Consider the following 20896-nt stretch of genomic DNA (forward strand, 5'->3'; position numbering starts at 1 on the left):
ATCAAAGCCTTGGCGGGGGAGTGCGAGGGGACCGAAGCCCCCTCGCGAACCCTTATCAGGACGCAGCGGCTTCTTCGCCCTCGGCCGCTTCGGACTTCAGGCCCGACGGAGCGGCGACGGTGGCGATGGTGAAGTCGCGGTCGATGGTCGGCTTGACGCCTTCCGGCAGCTTGACCGACGAGATGTGGATCGAGTCGCCGACGTCGAAGCCCTCGCACGACACGGTGATGTGCTCGGGGATGTTGTCGGCGACGGCGGTCACTTCGATCTCGTGACGGACGATGTTCAGCACGCCGCCCTTCTTGAGGCCGGCCGACTTGTCCTGGTTCACGAACTCGACCGGCACCATGACGGTGATGCGGGTGTTGCCCGACACGCGCAGGAAGTCCACGTGCAGCGGCAGATCGCTGACCGGGTGGAACTGCACGTCGCGCGGCAGCACGTGGTGCGTGGCGCCGTCGACGGTCACGTCGAACAGGTGGGTGAAGAAGCCCGGCTGGTGCAGGATGCGCACGAAGCTGCGCTGATCCAGCGAAATGGTGATGGGGGGCTGCTTGTCGCCATAGATCACGGCGGGAATGCGGCCGTCGCGGCGGGTCTGGCGGGCGGTCCCCTTGCCGCTCCGCTCACGCACCTCGGCGGTGAGCGCGATAACCTGAGTCATGCTGTGCTCCTACACGAAAAGGCGCCCGCCTCCAGGGGTGCGGGCGCGTGAGCCGCGGTGTTTACGCCCAGGGGGCGGTTTCGTCAAGAGAGGAGGGGCGCGGCCTGTCCCGGCGGTTCCGCGTGGGGAAGGCAAGATTCACACGGATTGCACGGATTTAGGCACGGATTACACGGATTTTTTGATGCTTGCAGCGCATCAGCTTTCCCGCAAGCCGATGCTGCGCACGAATAAAAAAATCCGTGTAATCCGTGTTCAAATCCCCAAAATCCGTGTGAATCTTGCCCTGTCTGCCCGGATCTCGGGGGAACGGCGCACCTTACCGCGCCAGTTCCTTCGACCGCCTGGTCGCCGCCGCCACCGCTCGCGTCATCAGTTCGGTCATTCCGTCCGGCGCCATCAGCACGTCGAGCGCGGCGCGGGTGGTGCCGCCGGGGCTGGTGACCGCCTCGCGCAGTTGCGAGGCCAGGGCCGGGGACTGGTGCAGCAGCTCGCCGGAGCCGGACACCGTAGCGCGTGCCAGACGTTGCGCCAGCTCGGACGGCAGGCCCGCGGCTTCACCAGCGGCGGCCAGCGCCTCGGCCAGCAGGAAGACGTAGGCCGGGCCGCTGCCGGACACGGCGGTGACCGCGTCCATCTGGGACTCGCACTCGGCCCAGGCCACCTCGCCGACGGCGGCCAGAAGCGCTTCGCACAGCGCACGCTGGCCGGCGGTCACGCTGGCGTTCGGCACGGCGACGGTGATGCCGCGGCCGATGGCGGCAGGGGTGTTGGGCATGGCGCGCACGATGGCCGCCGCACCGCCGAGGTGGCGGTGGAAATAGTCGATGGTCTTGCCGGCGGCGATGGACAGGAAGACCGTCTTCGGCCCGACCAGCCCGGCATAGCCCGGCACCACGCCATCCATGACCTGCGGCTTGACCGCCAGCACCACCACGTCCGGCAAGAAGCCGGCCGGCAAATCCTGCGGGCCGGGCACCGTGGTGACGGCCGGGTGGTTCAGGCCGTCCGGCAGCCCGCCGGGTTCGACCACGACGACGCGCTCGACGGTGCCGGCCTTCAGCCAGCCGTCCAGCATGGCGCCGCCCATCTTGCCGCAGCCGACCAGCAGAAGCGAAGCCGCCATGGGATCAGGCCTCGCCCATGGTGTCGAGGATGGCGGCGGACACCGCCTCCGCCGCGGTCTTGCCGCCCCAGATGACGAACTGGAAGGCGGGATAGAAGCGCTCGCACTCCGACAGCGCGATCTCCACCAGATCCTCCAGCTGCTCCACCGTGGCGCCGCGCGAGCCGCGCAGCAGGGTGGTCTGGCGGAACATCGGGGTGTGCTCCTCGCTGCACACGTCGAAATGGCCCAGCCACAGGCGCGAGTTCACCTCGCCCAGCAGCTCGGACACGGCGTGGCGGCGGGTGGCCTGCACCTTCATGTCGAACTGGCAGGAGAACTGCATCGCGCAGACGTCCGGCTGCCACACGAAATAGAGCCGGTAGTCGCACCACCGTCCCCCGATCTCGACGATCAGCTCGTCCTCGCCGGCCCGTTCAAAGGGCCATTCGTTGGCGGTGACGATCTCCTCGACCACATCAAGGGGATTGCGGATGTTCACGGGGGTGTCGACGGCTACTGCCGACATGGTCTGCGTCCTCCTCTGAAGGCGCGGTGGACGGCACAAAGCTCCAGACGCCGGGTGCCCCGATACCTGGGACTATGACCCGAGATCTTGTGGATCAGCACGTGGGGGCTACTACAAAAAGCAACGTGCCAAAAGCACCGCGGGCGCGCAACAGGATTCGTCCCCGAGGCCGCGAAGGTCTCAGGAATGTTCGCGTGCCGGGCGAGTGGATGTCCGGTGCTCAGGCCTTGGCCCCGGAGTGGGGCGCGTCGTTGTGCCCCGTCGCGTGCCGGCGCGGCGCCGCGTCCCCGTGGCGCAGCTGGTGCTCGGCCAGCAGGGTGGCGACCGTGGCTTCCAGCGAGACGACGCGCTCGTTCAGCGTCTCCTGTTCCTCGCGGGCCTTGGCGGCCATGGCGCGGATGGCGTCGAATTCCTCGCGCGAGACCACGTCCATGCGCGACAGGATGCGTTCGAACTGTTGGCGCATCTGCGCCTCCGCTTCCTCGCGCAGGTTGGACAGCGCGCCGAGCGCACCGCCGGCCACACGGGCAAGATCGTCGAGAAGCTTGTTGTCGACCTGCATCGATTCGATTCCGTTTCCGGGGGCCCGTCGCCGGGCACTGCTCATTAATAAGGGCGCACTCGCACCGATTCAACGTTCTGAGGCGCGGCCCGTCACGCCGGTCCGGCCAGAAGGGCGCGCAACTCTTCCTTTTCGCCGGCCGTCCGGCCCAGAAGGCCGAGGACATGCTCCCAGTCGGGATCGTCCATCACGAAATCCGGCTGACCCGCCAGCATCTGATAGGCGGCGGCGCACGCGCTGTCGAGCACGAAGGCATTCACCGACCGCGCGGACGAGGCGGCAGCCCGGTGCAGGACCCGGCGCTGGGCGGGGCTGGCGCGCAGTTGCATGCGCACCGATGTCCGGCTCTTCCCCTGGCTCATGGGCGTTGCCTCCTTCGCTCCGATCCGGGCCCGAGCATGCGCCCGTCCCCGGCGTGGGTCAACGCCTTGCGGGGCGGCCGGTCACACCCTATAACCCGGCGGTTGGATATTCCGGGGGCAGGAGCGGCAGGCGCATGATCGTGGTCACCGGCGGCGCCGGCTTCATCGGATCAAACCTCGTGGCCGGACTGGCGGCGCGCGGCGTTACCGACGTGGCGGTGGTGGACCGCTTCCGCGACGGCGACAAGTGGCGCAACCTCGCCAAGCGCGAGGTGAAGGCCCTGGTGCGGCCGGACGACGTCATGGCCTTCCTCGACAGCCACGCGGCCGAGGTGGACGTGGTCTTCCATCTGGGCGCCATCTCGGCGACCACCGAGCGCGACGTGGACAAGATCGTCGCCAACAACATTGCCCTGTCCATGGATCTGTGGACGTGGTGCGCGTGGCGCGGGGCGCGCTTCATCTACGCGTCCTCGGCGGCGACCTACGGCGACGGCGCCCAGGGCTTCGACGACGACGGTTCGGTGGAGGCGCTGGCGGACCTGCGCCCGCTCAACCCCTACGGCTGGTCCAAGCACGTCTTCGACCGCCGCGTGGCGCGCGCCGTGCTGGACGGCGAGACGGTGCCGCCGCAGTGGGCCGGGCTGAAGTTCTTCAACGTCTACGGCCCCAACGAGGCGCACAAGGGCGACATGATGAGCGTCGTCGCCAAGCTCCACCCCAAGCTGGCGGCCGGCGAGCCGGCGCGGCTGTTCAAGTCGCACCGCGACGGCGTGGCGGACGGCGGGCAGAGCCGCGACTTCATCTGGGTCGGCGACTGCGTGGACGTCATGCTCTGGCTGCTCGACAACCCCGAGGTGTCCGGCCTGTTCAACGTCGGCACCGGCGAGGCGCGCAGCTTCGGGGATCTGGCGGAGGCGACCTTCGCGGCGCTGGGGCAGGCCCCGCGCATCGAGTATTTCGACATGCCCGAGCCTCTGCGCGACAAGTACCAGTACTTCACCCAGGCCAGCACCGCGCGCCTGCGCGCCGCCGGCTACGACGCGCCGTTCACCGGGCTGGAGGAGGGGGTGCGCCGCTACGTGCAGGACTTCCTCGCCCAGCCCGACCCGTACGCCTGAGGCCGATCCGCCATGCTCGCCATCGCCTTTCCCACCATCGATCCGGTCGCCGTCGCCATCGGGCCGATCGCCATCCGCTGGTACGCGCTGGCGTACCTCGCCGGGTTCATCCTCGGCTGGCGCTATTGCCTGAGCCTCGCCCGCGCCACCCCCGGCCGGCCGTCGCCGGACGATTACGACGAGTTCCTGACCTGGGCGGTGCTGGGCGTCATTCTCGGCGGGCGGATCGGCTACGTGCTGTTCTACAATCTGCCGTACTACATGCAGGACCCGCTGGAGGCGCTGGCGGTCTGGCACGGCGGCATGTCGTTCCACGGCGGCACGCTGGGCGTGCTGGCGGCAATCCTGCTGTTCTGCTGGCGGCGCGGGCTGTCGCCCTACAGCTTCGCCGACCTGATCTGCGCCGCCGCGCCCATCGGCCTGTTCTTCGGCCGCATCGCCAATTTCATCAACGGCGAGCTGTACGGCCGCCCGGCCCCCGACTTCGAATGGGCGGTGGTGTTCCCGCGCGACCCGCTCCAGGTGCCGCGCCACCCCAGCCAGCTCTACGAGGCGGCTCTGGAGGGCGCGGTGCTGTTCGCCGTGCTGGCGGTGGCGGTGCGCAGCCCGGCGGTGCGGGCGCGGCCGGGCATGGTGTCCGGGCTGTTCCTGATCGGCTACGGCCTCAGCCGCATCATCGTCGAGTTCTTCCGCGAGCCGGACGCGCAGTTGGGCTTCCTGTGGGGCGGCGCCACCATGGGGCAGATACTGTCCATTCCGATGGTGCTGGTCGGCCTGTGGCTGGCGCTGCGGTCTCGCCGCGCAGTCACGGCGTAAGGCGATGAGCGCCGACACGCTGGCCCAAACGCTTGCCCGGCGCATCGTGCTGGAAGGGCCGATGACGGTCGGCACCTTCATGGCCGAGGCGCTGGGCCATCCCCGCTTCGGCTATTACATGAAGCAGGACCCGTTCGGTGCGGCCGGCGACTTCGTCACCGCGCCCGAGGTCAGCCAGATGTTCGGCGAGCTGATCGGCCTGTGGTGCGCCGACGCGTGGCAGCGCCTGGGCATGCCCGCGACGATCCACCTCATCGAGCTCGGCCCCGGCCGCGGCACGCTGATGGCCGACGCGTTGCGCGCCGCCTCCATCCTGCAGCCGTTCCGCGCCGCGGTGCAGGTGCATCTGGTGGAGACCAGCCCGGCCCTGCGCGAACGCCAGCGCGCCACCCTCGCCCCGCTCACCCGGCCCGTTTGGCACGACCGCCTGGACGATGTGCCGGACGGCCCGAGCCTGATCATCGCCAACGAGTTCTTCGATGCGCTGCCGATCCGTCAGGTGCAGCGCACCGTGCACGGCTGGTCGGAGCGGCTGATCGACCTCGACCCGGACGCGCCCGACGATTCGCCGCGCTTCCGCTTCGTGCTGGAATTGGGCCGCAGCCCCGGCCGCACCCTGGTCCCCGAAAGCCTGCGCGACTCTCCCGTGGGCAGCATCGTCGAGGTGTCGCCGGCCAGCCAGTCCGTCGCCCGCCTGCTGGGCGCGCGGCTGGCGGCGCATGGCGGCGCGGCGCTGGTGATCGATTACGGCTACGCCGACGGCCCATCGGTGGGCGACACGTTGCAGGCGTTGCGCAGCCACGCTTTCGCCCCGGTGCTGGAGGCGCCCGGCGACGCCGACCTGACCGCGCACGTGGACTTCGCCACGCTGGCCGCCGCCGCGCGCGACGGCTGTGCGGAGGCGTACGGCCCGATCCCGCAGGGCGAACTGCTGCTGCGTCTGGGCATCGTCCAGCGCGCGCAGGTGCTCAAGCGCACCGCCACGCCCAAACAGGCCGCCGACATCGACGCCGCGCTGGAACGCTTGATCGGCGGCGACGGCATGGGCACCTTGTTCAAGGCGCTCGCGCTGTCCTCCCCCGGCTTCGGCCCGCCGGCGGCGTTCGAGTCCCCAAACCCGTCTTAGGCCCCGTTTCAGGCCCGCAAACAGCAGGACCGGCTTCGTGATCACCCTCGGCGCGCTCAACGACCTCAACGGTATCCGCCACGCCTTCTTCACCCGCGAGGGCGGCGTGTCCACCGGCATCTACGCCTCGCTCAACTGCGGCCTCGGCTCGGGCGACGACCCGGCGGCGGTGACCGAGAACCGGGCGCGCGCCGCCGGGCGCATGGGCGTCGAGCCCGACCGGCTGGTCACCGCCTACCAGATCCACAGCCCGACCTGCCTCGTCGTCGACAAGCCCTGGGGGCCGGACGAGCGGCCGCAGGCCGACGCCATGGTCACCCGGTCGCCGGGGCTGGCGCTGGGCATCCTCACCGCGGACTGCGCGCCGGTGCTGTTCGCCGACGCCAGCGCCAAGGTCATCGGCGCCGCGCACGCCGGCTGGAAGGGTGCCAAGGGCGGCGTGATCGAGGCGACGGTCGCCCGCATGATCGAACTGGGCGCCAAGGCCGAGCGCATCGTCGCCGCCGTCGGCCCGTGCATCGCCATGCGCTCCTATGAGGTGGGGCCGGAGTTCCCGGCGCCGATCCTCGCCGAGGACGAGCGCACGGCGGACTTCTTCGCGCCGTCGCGCCGCGAGGGGCACTTCCTGTTCGACCTCGCCGGCTATGTCGGCCACCGTCTCGCCAAGGCGGGGGTGGAGGTGGTGGCGCGCTGCCCCAACGACACGCTGGCCGAGGAAAAGCGCTTCTTCAGCTACCGCCGCGCCTGCCTGCGCGGCGAGACGGACTATGGCCGCGGCCTGTCCGCCATCGCACTCCAATCATGAGCGAGGCCCGGAACATGGACCGTCTGGTGATGACGCGCACGGTGAAGTGGGGCGACTGCGACCCGGCGGGCATCCTCTACACGCCGCGCGTCTTCGACTACATCACCGAGGCGGTGGAGGCGTGGTTCCACGAGATCGGCGGCGTTCCCTGGATGGAACTGATCGCCGAAGGGCAGGGGGCGCCCACTGTGCACACCTCGGTGGACTTCCGCACGCCGATGGCGCCGGGGCTGGAGATGAACGTGTCGGTGCTGCTGGAAAAGGTCGGCGGCTCCAGCCTGGCCTTCCGCGTCGTCGGCGACGATGCTCTGGGGACGTGCTATTTCGAGGGCAAGCTGGTCTCCGTCGTCATCGACTTCGCGACGCGCCGCCCCATCCCCATCCCCGCCGCCCTCCGCGCCCGCGCCGAGGCGTACGCCAGGGTGTAGAGCACTCCGTTCGCTGTACCCTTAGTTCGCTAAGCCGATTGCAACGCCCGGCGCGTTGGGCGATGATCCGTAGGCGCAGCCTTGCCGATTCGGGGGTCGGTCGCCCCCGTGCCGGCCCGATCGGAAGCGGAAGGGGGAGCCATGGTTCTCGACTGGCGCGAGGAGATGAACATCGACCACGGCGGTCTGGATTCGGACCACCACGAGCAGCACGAACTGATCCGCCGCTTCGTCGACACCACCGGCGCGGAGGAACACCGCGAGACCGCGCTGGACGTGCTCTATACCCTGCGCAAGCACACGGTTCGCCACTTCGCCCGCGAGGAGCGGGTGCAGGCATCGATCCGCTACCCGCACATCACCGAGCATCAGGCGCAGCACGCCCGCCTGCTGGAGCTTCTGGACGAGCTGATCACCCAGGTTGAGGCGCGCGAGTCCGCCTTCGATTTCAACTACGTCAAGGGCAATGCGGATCAGGTGCTGCAATTCTGGTTCCTGGATCACTTCGCCAAGGCCGACCTGAAGCTGCGCCACCACCTCGCCAAATACACTCCGAAATAGGGAGCCGCGCCGCGCGCGCCGGCCACGCTCCCCGCGCAACGGACCTCTGCGCGGGCGTTTCCGTCCGGGCGTCATAGGACGTTTACAGGGGGGCGACCCTTTGTTATGGTCCCGCGCGTTTTTCGGGGGGTGCAGTTGGGGCCACGTGGCCGACCGCGGCACCCGGTGCGAACCTCCTTCAGAAAGAGCCGACTGCGATGAAAGTGCTTGCCGGCAACAGCAACCGTCCGCTTGCCGAAGCCATTTCCACGTGCCTGGGTGTTCCGCTTGCCAAGGCGAGCGTCCGGCGGTTCTCCGACATGGAGGTCTTCGTCGAGATCAACGAGAACGTCCGCGGCGAGGACGTCTTCGTGATCCAGTCGACCTCGTTCCCGGCGAACGACAACCTGATGGAACTGCTGGTCACCATCGACGCGCTGAAGCGCGGCTCGGCCCGGCGCATCACGGCGGTGATCCCGTACTTCGGCTATGCCCGCCAGGACCGCAAGACCGGCCCGCGCACGCCGATTTCGGCCAAGCTGGTGGCGAACCTGATCACCCAGGCCGGCGCCAACCGCGTGCTGACCATGGATCTGCACGCCGGTCAGATCCAGGGCTTCTTCGACATCCCGCTCGACAACCTGATGGCCGCTCCGGTGTTCGAGAAGGACATCCGCGCCGCCTTCGGCGAGAAGGGCGAGATCACCATCGTGTCGCCCGACGTCGGCGGCGTGGTGCGCGCGCGGTCGCTGGCCAAGCGCCTGGACGCCGACCTCGCCATCATCGACAAGCGCCGTGAGCGCGCCGGTGTGTCGGAGGTGATGAACATCATCGGCGACGTGCAGGGCACCCACTGCATCCTGGTGGACGACATCGTCGATTCCGGCGGCACGCTGTGCAACGCCGCGGTCGCGCTGATGGAAGCCGGGGCCAAGTCGGTCGGCGCCTACGTGACGCACGGCGTGCTGTCCGGCGGTGCCGTTGCCCGCATCGCCGTGGCGCCCATCGAGATGCTGGTCTCTACCGACAGCATCCAGGCGACCGAGGCGGTGCGCGTCAGCCGCAACATCCGCCAGCTCACCATCGCCCCGCTGATCGCCGAGGCGATCATGCGCATCAGCGAAGAGCGGTCGGTCTCCAGCCTGTTCTCGTAATGACCGCGCTCAGCCCATCCGCCGCCCGCGTCCAGGCCCTCCTGGACGCGATCGGCCTGGGTCACCGCGTCGTCGAGCACGCCGACAGCACCCACACCTCCGAAGACGCCGCGGCGGCCATCGGCTGCACGGTGGCGCAGATCGCCAAGTCGCTGATCTTCCGCGCGAAGACGTCCGGCACGCCGGTGCTGGTGATCGCCAGCGGCGCCAACCGCGTGAACGAGAAGGCGGTGGGCGCGCTGATCGGCGAGAAGATCGAGCGCGCCGACCCAGACTTCGTGCGCGAGTCCACCGGCTTCGCCATCGGCGGCGTCCCGCCGTTGGGCCACGCGGTGCCGCCGCTGGTGCTGATCGACGACGACCTGATGGGGCTGGAGTCGATCTGGGCCGCCGCCGGCTCGCCCAACGCCGTCTTCCGCCTGACCCCGGACCAGCTGGTCAGCATGACCGGCGGGCGCGTGGCGGCGGTGAAGAAGTAAGGCGCCCCTCCCCAACGGCGCCCGCGTTCCCCACATTGTCCGTCATGGACGAGCTTTCCCGCACCATTCTCGACCGCGCCATGGATCTCGCCGCCGAGCGCGGCTGGCGGCGCACCGGTCTGGCCGATGTCGCGCGCGCCGTGCCCGTGCCGCTCGGCGAGCTGTACCGGCGTTTCCCCACCCGCGCCGCGCTGCTTGCCGGCGTCGCCGAGGCGGCCGACGCTGCCGTGCTCGCCAGCGACATCCCGCCCGACCCGGAGGAGAGCGCGCGTGACCGTGTCTTCGACGTGATGATGCGGCGCTTCGACGCACTGGTGCCCTACCGCGCCGGCTTGGCCGCCGTCATGCGCGACCTGCCGCGCGAGCCGCTGACCGCGCTGGCCTTCGCGCGCACCTTTGCCCGCTCCATGGCGTGGATGCTGCGGGCGGCCGGGATCGACCCGGACGGGCCGGGCGGGGCGGCGCTGGTGGCGGGCCTGGGGGGCGTGCACGCCCGCGTCATGCGCAGCTTTCTCAAGGACGACACCGCCGATCTGGCGCGCACCATGGCCGCCCTGGACGCCGAGCTGCGCCGCGCCGAATCCTGGGCCAACACCCTGTTCCGATCCGGGCGCCTTCCCGCGCCCGGCGCCGCTCAATCATCCGACACGGGCAGGGAACCTGTGGATGCTGCGGCCGGTTGAATGTGAACCCTTGCGGCGTCTTGTATGTTGCGCCGCAGCAATCCGTTGATTATGGTGTGGGCACTTCAAACGCGCCCTGCTGGCTGCGCCGCAGCCCGGCCGGACCATATACGGGGATGAAACATGGCGACCAAGCCGACTGGCAATCCGTTCTTCGACGTGGATTTCTCGAAGGTGCTGACCGACCTCAAGGTGCCCGGCATCGACGTGGACGCGATTCTGGCCACGCAGCGCAAGAACATCGAGGCGGTGACCGCCGCGAACCAGCTCGCCATCGAGGGCCTGCAGGCCGTGCTCCGCCGTCAGGCCGAGATCGTGCGCCAGTCGCTGGAAGCCGCCGGCAGCGCCGCCACCGAAGTGATCGCCGCCGGCTCGCCGGAAGACAAGGCCGCCAAGCAGGCCGAGCTGATCAAGGCCACGTTCGAGAAGTCGCTGTCGAACATCCGCGAGCTGTCCGAGATGGTCGCCAAGTCGAACAGCGAGGCCGCCGACGTGCTCGCCAAGCGCGTGTCGGAGAGCCTGGACGAGGTCAAGTCGGCCATCGCCGGCGCCAAGGCCAAGGCTGGCAAGAAGTAAGCAGCATCCGCTCCGGGGAGGACGCCCCGGAGAAGATGACGCCGAGGGGGCCGCTCCGTGCCGGAGCGGCCCTTTTGCGTTTTCGGCCGCCCGACTCCATGGTCCGGTTTTTGACACAGCACGGCGCCGCCCAAACGCTTAGCCTTCATCGAAGAAGATCAAGCAACGGTGAGGGAAGCCATGCTGCGGCTAGGGACCAGAGTCAGAATAGATGGTCGGGAAGCGCTCGTCGTTGCTCGTACGCTGGCGGGCGTTCCACGCTACGATGTTCGCCTGGACGACGGGCAACTGGTCAAATACGTCTTCGAATCTCAATTGGAAGTGGTTGGGACGAATAATGTCATGGCCCCCACTCTGCGTGATCCGGCGCGTGGTGGCGCGTGGAGTGGCCATGGCTGTGCCTGACGCGCTTCCCGAAGCCCCGCCCTCACCGCGAATTCCGGTGACGCGGGACGACTTCCCTTACTCGCTCCGCGCCTACGCCACGACGGCGGGCGACGACGAGTCCGGCCGCCCGAACTGGAGCCTGTTCCTCTACCGGGCGACCGATCCGGCCGAGCGCACGTGGCTATTGGAGAACGGGTTCACCCTGCAAGGGCGGCTCTGGGTCCGGGTGGCCACAAGCGACGCGGAATTGGTGCCGGCGTCTGGGGCCGGCGTTCGAGGATAGTTGAGTCCGGGCGTCGGATCATCGAAGATGCGGCCATCATGCTGACGGTGCTGATTGCCGACGACCACCCGCTGTTCCGCAACGCGCTCAGGGACATCCTGCGCTCGACCGGAGAGGCGTTCGACATCGTCGAGGCCGCCACCGTGGAGGAGGCCAAGCGCAAGGCCAACGACGACCTCGACCTCATCCTGCTCGACCTGTCGATGCCCGAGGCGGTGGGGTTCAGCGCGCTGGTCGGCCTGCGCAACGCGGTGCCGTCGGTGCCGATCCTCATCGTCTCGGCGTTCGCCGACCCGGACACGGTGCGCCAGGCGGCGACCTACGGGGCGGCGGGGTTCATCGCCAAGACGGCGGAGCCCATGGCTATGGCGGCGGCGGTGTCCAAGGTGCTGGCCGGCGGCCGCTACTGGCCGACCGCCCCGGTGGCCGCGGACGTGCCGGCCGGGGGCGGCGAGGCGACGCCCGACGCCTTCAAGAAGCTGAGCCGCACCGAGTCCAAGGTGCTGGCGCTGATGGCCGAGGGCAAGGCCAACAAGCTGATCGCCTACGAGCTGGGCATCAAGGAATCGACGGTGAAGACGCACGTCACCGGGCTGCTGCGCAAGCTGAACGTCTACAACCGGACGCAGGCGGTGATGCTCGCCAATCAGGCGCGGTTCGGGAAACCGTGATTGATCCCCTCTCCCGTCCCGGGAGAGGGAGGGGCCCGCTCGAAGAGCGGGAGGGTGAGGGTGCATCCAAGGATCCTTGCTCTACCCTCACCCGGCGCCTGCGGCGCCACCCTCTCCCGGGGCGGGAGAGGGTTAAGCGACTTCCGGCACCTTCGTCAGCGCGTGGCTGACCAGGGCGCGCAGCTTTGCGGGCTTCAGCGGCTTGTGCAGCAGGTGCAGGCCCTCGCGTTCGATGCGTTCGCGGACCGCCGCGGTGCGGTCGGCGGTGACGATGATCGCCGGCACCTCGGCACCCAGCGCGCGCCGCGCCGCGCGCACGAAATCCACGCCGATCGCCCCCTCGTCCAGATGGAAATCGGCGATCAGCAGGTCGGGCACGAAGCCGGAGCGCAGCGCCTCCGTGACGGCGTCCTCCGGCGCCGTGCCCGGCAGCACCTCGCAATCCCAGGCGCGCAGCAGCGAGGTCAGCCCCATCAGCACGCTCTCGTCGTTGTCCACGGCGAGGATGGCGACGCCGGCCAGATCGTCCTCGGCGTCCGGTGCGGCGGCCTCTGGAACGGCGGCGCCGAGCACCCGCGGCACCGCCAGCGTGAACACCGATCCCTTGCCGACCACCGAGCGCACGCCGACCCCATGCCCCAGCACGCGGGCGATGCGCTCGACGATGGCGAGGCCCAGGCCGGCACCGCGGGCGTGGATGCGGGCGGCGCGGCCCTCGCGGTGGAACTCCTCGAAGATCTTGGTCAGGCGGTCGTGCGGGATGCCGATGCCGGTGTCCCACACCTCGATGCGCACCGCGTCGCCCTCATATCGACATCCCACCAGAACGCGCCCCTGCCGGGTGTAGCGGATGGCGTTGCTGACCAGATTGCGCAGGACCCGGCGCAGCAGATGCGCGTCGGTCCGCACCACCTGATGGCAGGGCAGCACCTTCAACGCCAGTCCCGCCGCCTCGGCCAGCGGAGCGAACTCGGTCGCCAGGGAGTCGAGCAGCGGCCCGAGCGCCACGGCGGACACCTGCGGGGTGACGCCGCCGGCATCCAGCTTGGAGATGTCCAGCAGGTCGCTCAGCAGATCGTCGGCGCCGCTCAGGGCGACGTGGATGTTCTCGACCAGCTCGCGGTTTTCCGGCCGCATGGGGCGCTCGATCAGGCTCGCCACCATCAGGCGGGCGGCGCTCATGGGCTGGAGCAGGTCGTGGCTGGCGGCGGCCAGGAAGCGGTCCTTGGAGCGGTTGGCCTCCTCCGCCTCGTTGCGGGCGGCCTCCAACGCCGCCTCGACGGCGCGGCGCTCGGCGATCTCCTGCATCAGCTCGGCGGTGCGCTCGTCGACGCGGCGCTCCAGCACCTCCTTGGCCTCGATCAGCTTGCGGGCGTTCTCCCGCACGACGATGGAGGCGATCAGCACGTGCCCGAAGATCAGCGCCGCCAGCGTCAGCGACGACACCGAATGCACGATCTGCATGATCTGCATCTTCTGCAGCTCGACCAGCGCCAGCGGGAACAGCAGCGCCAAACCGCTGTAGCTGACCACGATGCCGCCGCCCACCGCCGACCAGAACACCAGATGCTCGGTGCTGCCCAGCGGGCGGGGCAGGGCGGCGGGGTCGGGCGTGCGCGGCGCGCTCCTCCAGAAGCGGAACCGCCCGCCGGCCGGCACGTGGTTGCGAATCCACACCAGCACCAGCAGCGCCACGCCCAGCATGAAGGTCCAGCTGACCATGTCGTGGATCTGCTTGGCCGACAGCGCCATGGTGGCGAACGCGTCCTTGCCGACCAGCGGCGCGATCATGCGCCGGCCGTAGAGGATCGTCAGGCCGGTGCCGCCGAGCAGCAGGAAGCTGACCGCCGTGGTGCCGTAGGCCAGCCGTTCCAGGTTGCGGAAGTGCCCGGCCCAGCGGGCGAGCGTCCCGGCGGCGCCGCGCAGGCGGCCTTGCAGCATCAAGAAGGCGACCAGCACCGCCGCGGTGATGGCGACCAGTTGCTTGCCGTAGGTGGCGACGATGTCCGTGCGCACCGAGCCCCAGTCGGCGCCGGTCAGCTGGATCAGCACGCCGCGGTGCCACGGGCTCGGCTGGTTGACGGTGCCCTCAGCGCCATTGCGCACGTCGCGCCAGAAATCGGCGCGGCCGGGCCAGCGGTCGGTTTGCAGCATGAGGGGATCGACGCCGGACGGCGTCTCACGCCCGGCCCACTCCGAAGGCGGGGCGGCGTGGGCGAGGGGGGAGAGGGCGAGGAAAAGGAGGAGGGTGAGCGCCAGCGCGCTTCTAAGCCCCTCTCCCCTTGGGGGGCGAGGGGCTTCGTTCTCCGGTCCGATCATCGCCTTGCTCATGGAACACAGGCTACACGATGCCGGCGGCGGGGCGATTGACCTCCCTCAATCCCCCGCCGGCACCGGCTCCGGCGTCCCGTGCGCGTGCATCACCGGCAGCACGCGGGCCAGCACGATGTAGGCCAGCACCTCGAAGGCGATCATGCCGATGGTCACCATCAGCTCCGGCACCGAGGGGAAGTAGTGGAACGCGTCGCCGTTCGGCGTCATCGCCACCAGGAACCCGTCCACCCGATACAGCGCCGCCGCCAGCAGCATGCTGATCGAACCGACGAGCAGCAGCCGCGGGCTCTCGCGCCATTCGGCCTTGCTGAACAGCGCGATGGGCAGGGCGAACAGCGCGATCTCCAGCCAGAACATGCCGGCCAGGAAGTCGCCTTTGAACAGCGCCGGGATCTGCCCGCGCCACGCCAGATCGCCGAAGCGCACCAGCAGATAGACGCTCAGGATTCCCGCCAGCACCACGGCCAGCTTCTTCAGTATGTGCGTCTCGCGCGGGCGGCGGAAGCCGTCGGCGGACAGGGTCGCCTCGAACATCACCACCGCGAAGCCCATGGAGATCGCCGACAGCAGGAACAGCCCCGGCAGCAGCATGGTGTGCCAGCGCGGGTCCACCTTGGCGCCCATGACGATCAGCAGCGAGCCCAGCGACGACTGGTGCATCATCGGGAACAGGCAGCCCAGCGCCACCAGCACCCACATCGCCTTGTTGGTCCGCCGCGCCGCGTTCTTCCAGCCCCAGCGCTCGTACATGGTCGGCGAGAACTCGAACCACAGCACGTGGATGTACAGCGCGATGCAGACCGCCACCTCGAACATGACCGAGTTGGGGTTGGCGTAGCCCGGCGACAGGATGTGCCAGAAGTTCCACCAGCGCCCGAGGTCCACCATCACCGCCACACCGCCCAGCGTGTAGCCGAACACCGAGGCGAGCAGCGCCGGGCGCACCAGCGGATGGTATTCGCCCCGGTTGAACACGTAGACCAGCAGCGCCAGCGCATAGCCGCCGCAGGCGAGGCCCGTGCCGATCACCACGTCGTAGACGACCCAGATGCCCCAGCTGTAGCCGTCGTTCAGGTTGGTGACCGCGCCAAAGGGGGTCGGGGCGCCGATGCCGTAGATGAAGCGCATCAGGATGAAGTACCCGGCGATGGCGACCAGCGCGCCCAGGAACAGGGTGACCGGGGTGACCAGCTTGCCGCCGGCGGATTCGTACTTACTCATCGCCCTGCTCCTTGTGCTCGCCGGTCTTGCGCGAACTGCGGTAGGTGGCGGCCAGCAAGCCGCCGAGCACCGCCGCCGGGGCGATCAGCCCGTCGTACAGCGTGTGCTGCACCGTCTCCGACATGCTGGCGTAGGAGCGCTCGGGCAGGGTCGGCAGGCCCAGCTTGTCGAACGGCACCCCGCTCAGCATGAGCATCTGCGTGCCGCCGCCTTCCTTCTCGCCGTAGATGTGGTCCACATACTTGGCGGCCGGCTTTTCCTTGGTCTGGTCGCCGGTCTCGGTGGAGCGGCGCGGGAATTTGGCGATCGTGCCGGGCTCCATCGCCTGCCGCCGCTTGGCCTCGGCCAGCAGTTTGGTCACCGGGCCGAAGATGGTGGCGCCGGTCGGGCAGACGTCGGCGCAGGCCGAGAAGCGGCCGTCCTTCCACAGATGATTGCAGAGCTGGCACTTGTGGATTTCGGGCACCGCCTTGTCGTAATCGAACTTCGGGATGCCGAAGGGGCAGGCCATCACGCAGTAGCGGCAGCCGATGCAGGCGTCGGCGTTGTAGCTGACCACGCCCGTCCTGGCGTCCTTGGTCATCGCGTTGACCGGGCAGGCCGAGACGCAGCCGGGATCGACGCAGTGCATGCACGAGCGCTTGATGAACGAGAAGCCGTCCTGCGCGGTGTCCTTCGCCTTGGGCTCACCCTCCTTGAACATCTTGATGATGTTGAAGGAGGTGGGGGAGAGCGCCTCGCTCGGGTCCTCGTAGGCGCGCTCCATGGGCACCTGGATCGGCAGGCCGTTGGCCTCCTTGCAGGCGACCACGCAGGCCTTGCAGCCGACGCACATGGTGGCGTCGAACAGCAGGCCGACCGCTTCGGGCGGCAGCTCCTTGTTGCCGCGCGCCTCGGCCGGCGCGGGGGCGGCGACGGAGGCCGCGGCGGCGGTGCAGCCGGCGGCGGCGCCGCGCAGGAAATTGCGTCTGCTGACGGTCATCGTTCAGTCCCCGTGCCCGAGGGCGTGGTGTTCGGCCGCGTCCGGCTTGCCCAGACGCACCAGCAGGCGCAGCGCACCCAGCAGGCCGAGCACCGCGAAGCCGCCGAGCACGGCGAGCGCGCCGGTTTCCGGTCCGGTGCCGACGCTGACCAGCGGCGGCGACATGGTGGCGTGCACCGGCAGGGCGAAGCCGACCAGTTTCTCGCTGCACGGCCGGTTGTCGGCGCAGGCGGGGTTCGGCGGGTGCATCAGGTAGTCGGCCTTGACGCTGGAACTGGAGGGACGGCCGGTCTCGCCGCCCTTCACCGCCTGCCAGAAGTCGGCGACGCTGGCGCGTCCGGGCGTCTCGTTGAAGGGCTTGACGCCGACCTCCTGCGCCGCCGCGGGGGCGGAGAGCAGGAGGAGGACGGGGATCAGGTATCTCGTGTGCATGCGCTTACACCGCTCGTGGCCCATTCCCTCCCCCGCCCCGGGGGAGGGTTAGGGTGGGGGGAAAGCCAAGGATCCTTGGCCTTACCCTCACCCGGCCGCCTGCGGCGGCCACCCTCTCCCGGGACGGGAGAGGGCTCTTCTTACTGCCCCGACTTCATCTGGTACGCCGTGCCCCAGCCCCACGCGCCTGAGCCGAAGCCGCGCGCCACCACGCGCTCGCGGTAGATGTCCGACACCACGTTGCCGTCGCCGGCCAGCAGCGCCTTGGTCGAGCACAGCTCGGCGCACAGCGGCAGCTTGCCTTCGGCGATGCGGTTGCGACCGTACTTCTTGAACTCGGCGTCGGTGTTCGTGGGCTCCGGGCCGCCGTTGCAGAAGGTGCACTTGTCCATCTTGCCGCGGCTGCCGAACGCCCCGGCCTGCGGGTACTGCGGCGCGCCGAACGGGCAGGCGTAGAAGCAATAGCCGCAGCCGATGCACAGGTCCTTGTTGTGCAGGACCACGCCGTCTTCGGTCTGGATGAAGCAGTTGACCGGGCACACCGCCTTGCACGGCGCGTCCGAACAGTGCATGCACGCCACCGAGATCGAGCGCTCCCCCGGCTTTCCGTCGCCGATGGTGACGACGCGGCGGCGGTTGATGCCCCAGGGCACCTCGTGTTCGTTCTTGCAGGCGGTGACGCAGGCGTTGCACTCGATGCAGCGGTCCGCGTCACACAGGAATTTCATACGCGCCATAATCAAAAAACTCCTGTGATCAAGCGGCCGAGATGCGGCAGAGCGTGGCCTTGGTTTCCTGCATCAGCGTGATCGGATCGTAGCCGTAGGTCGTGGCGGTGTTGGCCGCCTCGCCCAGCACGATGGGATCGGCGCCCTTCGGGTAGTGCGAGCGCCGGTCCTCGCCCTGGAAATGGCCGCCGAAATGGAAGGGCATGAACGCCACGCCGCGCCCGACGCGCTCGGTGACCAGCGCCTTGACCTTCACGCGGCCCTTTTCCGGCCCCTCGACCCACACCATGGCGCCCTCGCGGATGCCCAGATTGTTGGCGTCGGCCGGGTTGATCTCGACGAACATATCCTGCTGCAACTCGGCCAGCCACGGGTTGGAGCGCGTCTCCTCGCCGCCGCCCTCGTACTCGACCAGACGGCCGGAGGTGAGGATGATCGGGTACTCCTTGGCCACGTCGCGGTCCTGGATCGACTTGTAGAGCGTCGGCAGGCGCCAGAGCTTGGTGTCCTTGTAGGTCGGGTACTGCTCCACCAGATCGCGGCGCGAGGTGTACAGCGGCTCGCGGTGCACCGGCACCGGATCGGGGAAGTTCCAGGCCACGCAGCGCGCCTTGGCGTTGCCGGGCGGGTTCAGGCCGTGCTTGATCGCCACGCGCTGGATGCCGCCGGAGAGATCCGTCGTCCAGCTGACCGCGCCGATCTTCTCGCCGCCGATCTTGGAAATGACGGCCATTTCCGCCTCGGTCAGGTCCTTGTCCCAGCCCATCTTCTGGAGCATGGCCATGGTGACCTCGGGGTAGCCGTCCTTGATCTCCGAGCCCACGGGGTAGGAGTTCTCGGCCAGCAGGTTGGCGCCCTTGTACTCGACGCCGAAGCGGGCGCGGAAGGCGCCACCGCCCTCGGCGACGGGGAGCGAGGGATCGTACAGGTTGGCGGAGCCGGGATGCTTCATCTCCGGCGTGCCCCAGCACGGCCACGGTAGGCCGAAATAGTCGCCGTCGCACGGGCCGCCGACGGCGCGCAGCGTCGTCTTGTCGAAGGTCTGCTGGTGCTGCATGTGCAGCTTGATGCGCTCCGGCGACTGGCCGGTGTAGCCCACCGACCACATGCCGCGGTTCCATTCCCGCGTCGTGTCCTCGATGTCCGGCTCGTTGCCGTTCACCTTGATGTTCTTGAACATCGGCTCAGCGAAGCCGAACTTCTTGGCGAACAGGTGCATGATCTCGTGGTCGGTCTTGCTCTCGAAGAGCGGCTCCATGACCTTGTCGCGCCACTGCACCGAGCGGTTGGACGCGGTGGCCGAGCCGACCGTCTCGAACTGCGTCGCCGCCGGCAGCAGATAGACGCCGTCCTTGCGGTCGTGCAGCACCGCGGTCATGGTCGGGAACGGATCGACCACCACCAGGATGTCCAGCTTCTCCATCGCCTTCTTCATCTCGGGCAGACGGACCTGGCTGTTGGGCGCGTGGCCCCAGAACACCATGCCCTTCACGGTGTCGGGCTGGTCGATGTTCTCCTTGGCTTCCAGCACGCCGTCGAACCAGCGGGAGACTGGGATGCCGGTCTTCTCCATGAAGTCCTTCGACTTGAAGCGCGCCAGGATCTGGTCGTACGGCACGTCCCAGACGCGCGCCCAATGCTTCCACGCTCCCTCGGCGAGGCCGTAGTAGCCGGGCAGGCTGTCCGACACGACGCCGAAGTCGGTGGCGCCCTGCACGTTGTCATGGCCGCGGAAGATGTTGGTGCCGCCGCCGGCAACACCGACGTTGCCCAGCGCCAGCTGCAAAATGCAGTAGGCGCGCGTGTTGCTGGAGCCGACATGGTGCTGAGTGCCGCCCATGCACCAGACCAGCGTGCCGGGCTTGTTGGACGCCAGCGTGCGGGCGACGCGCTTGAGTTGGCTACCGGGAACGCCGGTGACGCGCTCGACCTCGGCCGGGGTCCACTTCGCCACCTCGGCGCGGACGTCGTCGAAGCCGTAGACGCGCTTGGCGATGTAGTCCTTGTCCTCCCAGCCGTTCTCCAGCACGTGCCAGAGCAGGCCCCAGATCAAGGGAACGTCGGTGCCGGGGCGGAAGCGGATGTACTCGTCGGCCTTGGCCGCCGTGCGGGTGAAGCGCGGATCGGCGACGATCAGCGGCGCGTTGTTCTGCTCCTTGGCCTTCAGCACGTGCAGCATCGCCACCGGGTGCGCCTCGGCGGCGTTCGAGCCGATGAAGAACATCGCCCGCGACTTCTGGATGTCGTTGTAGCTGTTCGTCATGGCGCCGTAGCCCCAGACGTTCGCCACGCCGGCCACCGTCGTCGAGTGACAGATGCGCGCCTGATGGTCGACGTTGTTGGTGCCCCAGAACGCCGCGAACTTGCGGAACAGGTAGGCCTGCTCGTTGGAGAACTTCGCCGAACCCAGCCAGAACACCGAATCCGGGCCGGAGGTCTCACGGATGCTCAGCAGCTTGTCGCCGACCTCGGTGATCGCCTGCTCCCAGGAGATGCGGGTGTACTTGCCGTCCACCAGCTTCATCGGGTAGCGCAGCCGGCGGTCGCCGTGCGCGTGCTCGCGCACCGCGGCGCCCTTGGCGCAATGCGCGCCGAGGTTCAGCGGGCTGTCGAAGGCCGGCTCCTGGCCGATCCACACGCCGTTCTGCACCTCGGCGATGACCGTGCAGCCCACCGAGCAGTGCGTGCAGATGGTCTTGACTTGGCGGATGGTGGCGCCAGCGGCGGTGGGCGCGGCAGCCTCGGCCTTGCGGGTCATGCCCAGCGGCAGGCCGATGGCGGCGGTGCCGGCGGCCAGACCAGAATTGCGCAGGAAGGCGCGGCGGTCGACGGTCGAACCGGTGAGGCCGGACAGCGCCTTGGCGAGGCCGCGGCCGGAAGCCGACGCGGTGGTTTTCTTCTTCAGCAT

The 20896-nt window shown here is 69.0% G+C and carries 23 protein-coding genes; 12 read left to right on the top strand and 11 right to left on the bottom strand.

The window, feature by feature from the left end:
* Positions 1 to 55 precede the first annotated feature (55 nt).
* The 5 genes from ACSVDD_RS08835 to ACSVDD_RS08855 all read right to left on the bottom strand — a co-directional run bounded on the left by ACSVDD_RS08835 (position 56) and on the right by ACSVDD_RS08855 (position 3222).
* The gene (locus ACSVDD_RS08835) at positions 56 to 664 is read right to left on the bottom strand and encodes a 50S ribosomal protein L25/general stress protein Ctc (RefSeq protein ID WP_448188958.1); all 609 of its coding nucleotides are present in this window, start codon (positions 662 to 664) and stop codon (positions 56 to 58) included.
* 319 nt (positions 665 to 983) lie between these two features.
* Positions 984 to 1790 (bottom strand): pyrroline-5-carboxylate reductase, encoded by an 807-nt coding sequence (gene proC / locus ACSVDD_RS08840; RefSeq protein ID WP_448188959.1) that lies wholly within the window; start codon positions 1788 to 1790, stop codon positions 984 to 986.
* Between the two features lie 4 nt (positions 1791 to 1794).
* Positions 1795 to 2298, bottom strand: a complete 504-nt coding sequence (locus tag ACSVDD_RS08845; protein ID WP_448188960.1) for a type III secretion system chaperone family protein — start codon at positions 2296 to 2298, stop codon at positions 1795 to 1797.
* 220 nt (positions 2299 to 2518) lie between these two features.
* On the bottom strand, positions 2519 to 2860 hold the full coding sequence (locus ACSVDD_RS08850; protein WP_448188961.1) for an accessory factor UbiK family protein: 342 nt from the start codon (positions 2858 to 2860) through the stop codon (positions 2519 to 2521).
* Between the two features lie 92 nt (positions 2861 to 2952).
* Positions 2953 to 3222, bottom strand: coding sequence for a type II toxin-antitoxin system TacA family antitoxin (locus ACSVDD_RS08855; RefSeq protein ID WP_448188962.1), 270 nt, complete (start codon positions 3220 to 3222; stop codon positions 2953 to 2955).
* 134 nt (positions 3223 to 3356) lie between these two features.
* Here ACSVDD_RS08855 and rfaD point away from each other — a divergent pair, with 134 nt between their 5' ends.
* The 12 genes from rfaD (at position 3357) to ACSVDD_RS08915 (ending at position 12291) form a co-directional block, all read left to right on the top strand.
* Positions 3357 to 4343 (top strand): ADP-glyceromanno-heptose 6-epimerase, encoded by a 987-nt coding sequence (gene rfaD, locus ACSVDD_RS08860; protein ID WP_448188963.1) that lies wholly within the window; start codon positions 3357 to 3359, stop codon positions 4341 to 4343.
* Between the two features lie 12 nt (positions 4344 to 4355).
* On the top strand, positions 4356 to 5159 hold the full coding sequence (lgt, locus tag ACSVDD_RS08865; RefSeq protein WP_448188964.1) for a prolipoprotein diacylglyceryl transferase: 804 nt from the start codon (positions 4356 to 4358) through the stop codon (positions 5157 to 5159).
* 4 nt (positions 5160 to 5163) lie between these two features.
* A complete protein-coding gene (locus tag ACSVDD_RS08870; protein ID WP_448188965.1) occupies positions 5164 to 6285 on the top strand; it encodes a class I SAM-dependent methyltransferase in 1122 nt (373 codons plus the stop codon).
* A gap of 37 nt (positions 6286 to 6322) precedes the next feature.
* Positions 6323 to 7090, top strand: a complete 768-nt coding sequence (pgeF, locus tag ACSVDD_RS08875; RefSeq protein WP_448188966.1) for a peptidoglycan editing factor PgeF — start codon at positions 6323 to 6325, stop codon at positions 7088 to 7090.
* On the top strand, positions 7087 to 7518 hold the full coding sequence (locus ACSVDD_RS08880; RefSeq protein WP_448188967.1) for an acyl-CoA thioesterase: 432 nt from the start codon (positions 7087 to 7089) through the stop codon (positions 7516 to 7518). Before pgeF ends, ACSVDD_RS08880 begins: the two co-directional genes overlap by 4 nt.
* Before the next feature lie 141 nt (positions 7519 to 7659).
* A complete protein-coding gene (locus ACSVDD_RS08885) occupies positions 7660 to 8079 on the top strand; it encodes a bacteriohemerythrin (RefSeq protein WP_448188968.1) in 420 nt (139 codons plus the stop codon).
* Positions 8080 to 8276: 197 nt separating this feature from the next.
* Positions 8277 to 9212: a ribose-phosphate pyrophosphokinase gene (locus ACSVDD_RS08890; protein WP_448188969.1), complete on the top strand. Its 936-nt coding sequence runs from the start codon at positions 8277 to 8279 to the stop codon at positions 9210 to 9212.
* The gene (locus tag ACSVDD_RS08895; RefSeq protein ID WP_448188970.1) at positions 9212 to 9691 is read left to right on the top strand and encodes a YbaK/EbsC family protein; all 480 of its coding nucleotides are present in this window, start codon (positions 9212 to 9214) and stop codon (positions 9689 to 9691) included. Before ACSVDD_RS08890 ends, ACSVDD_RS08895 begins: the two co-directional genes overlap by 1 nt.
* 44 nt (positions 9692 to 9735) lie before the next feature.
* The gene (locus ACSVDD_RS08900; RefSeq protein WP_448188971.1) at positions 9736 to 10374 is read left to right on the top strand and encodes a TetR family transcriptional regulator; all 639 of its coding nucleotides are present in this window, start codon (positions 9736 to 9738) and stop codon (positions 10372 to 10374) included.
* 123 nt (positions 10375 to 10497) lie between these two features.
* Positions 10498 to 10950, top strand: coding sequence for a phasin family protein (locus ACSVDD_RS08905; RefSeq protein ID WP_448188972.1), 453 nt, complete (start codon positions 10498 to 10500; stop codon positions 10948 to 10950).
* A gap of 391 nt (positions 10951 to 11341) precedes the next feature.
* Entirely contained in the window at positions 11342 to 11620 is a 279-nt protein-coding gene (locus ACSVDD_RS08910) for a hypothetical protein (protein ID WP_448188973.1), read from the top strand.
* A gap of 38 nt (positions 11621 to 11658) precedes the next feature.
* The gene (locus ACSVDD_RS08915; protein ID WP_448188974.1) at positions 11659 to 12291 is read left to right on the top strand and encodes a response regulator; all 633 of its coding nucleotides are present in this window, start codon (positions 11659 to 11661) and stop codon (positions 12289 to 12291) included.
* A gap of 132 nt (positions 12292 to 12423) precedes the next feature.
* Here the strand turns inward: ACSVDD_RS08915 and ACSVDD_RS08920 are convergent, their stop codons facing one another.
* From ACSVDD_RS08920 to ACSVDD_RS08945, 6 genes are all read right to left on the bottom strand, one after another.
* Positions 12424 to 14622 (bottom strand): NahK/ErcS family hybrid sensor histidine kinase/response regulator, encoded by a 2199-nt coding sequence (locus ACSVDD_RS08920; protein ID WP_448188975.1) that lies wholly within the window; start codon positions 14620 to 14622, stop codon positions 12424 to 12426.
* Between the two features lie 45 nt (positions 14623 to 14667).
* A complete protein-coding gene (hybB, locus tag ACSVDD_RS08925) occupies positions 14668 to 15846 on the bottom strand; it encodes a Ni/Fe-hydrogenase cytochrome b subunit (protein ID WP_448188976.1) in 1179 nt (392 codons plus the stop codon).
* The gene (gene hybA / locus ACSVDD_RS08930; protein ID WP_448188977.1) at positions 15839 to 16828 is read right to left on the bottom strand and encodes a hydrogenase 2 operon protein HybA; all 990 of its coding nucleotides are present in this window, start codon (positions 16826 to 16828) and stop codon (positions 15839 to 15841) included. Before hybA ends, hybB begins: the two co-directional genes overlap by 8 nt.
* Before the next feature lie 3 nt (positions 16829 to 16831).
* Entirely contained in the window at positions 16832 to 17260 is a 429-nt protein-coding gene (locus ACSVDD_RS08935; RefSeq protein ID WP_448188978.1) for a hypothetical protein, read from the bottom strand.
* A gap of 140 nt (positions 17261 to 17400) precedes the next feature.
* Entirely contained in the window at positions 17401 to 17997 is a 597-nt protein-coding gene (gene fdh3B / locus ACSVDD_RS08940; protein WP_448188979.1) for a formate dehydrogenase FDH3 subunit beta, read from the bottom strand.
* A gap of 19 nt (positions 17998 to 18016) precedes the next feature.
* On the bottom strand, positions 18017 to 20896 hold the full coding sequence (locus tag ACSVDD_RS08945; protein WP_448188980.1) for a formate dehydrogenase subunit alpha: 2880 nt from the start codon (positions 20894 to 20896) through the stop codon (positions 18017 to 18019).

It is taken from the genome of Azospirillum terrae (genome assembly GCF_053470425.1).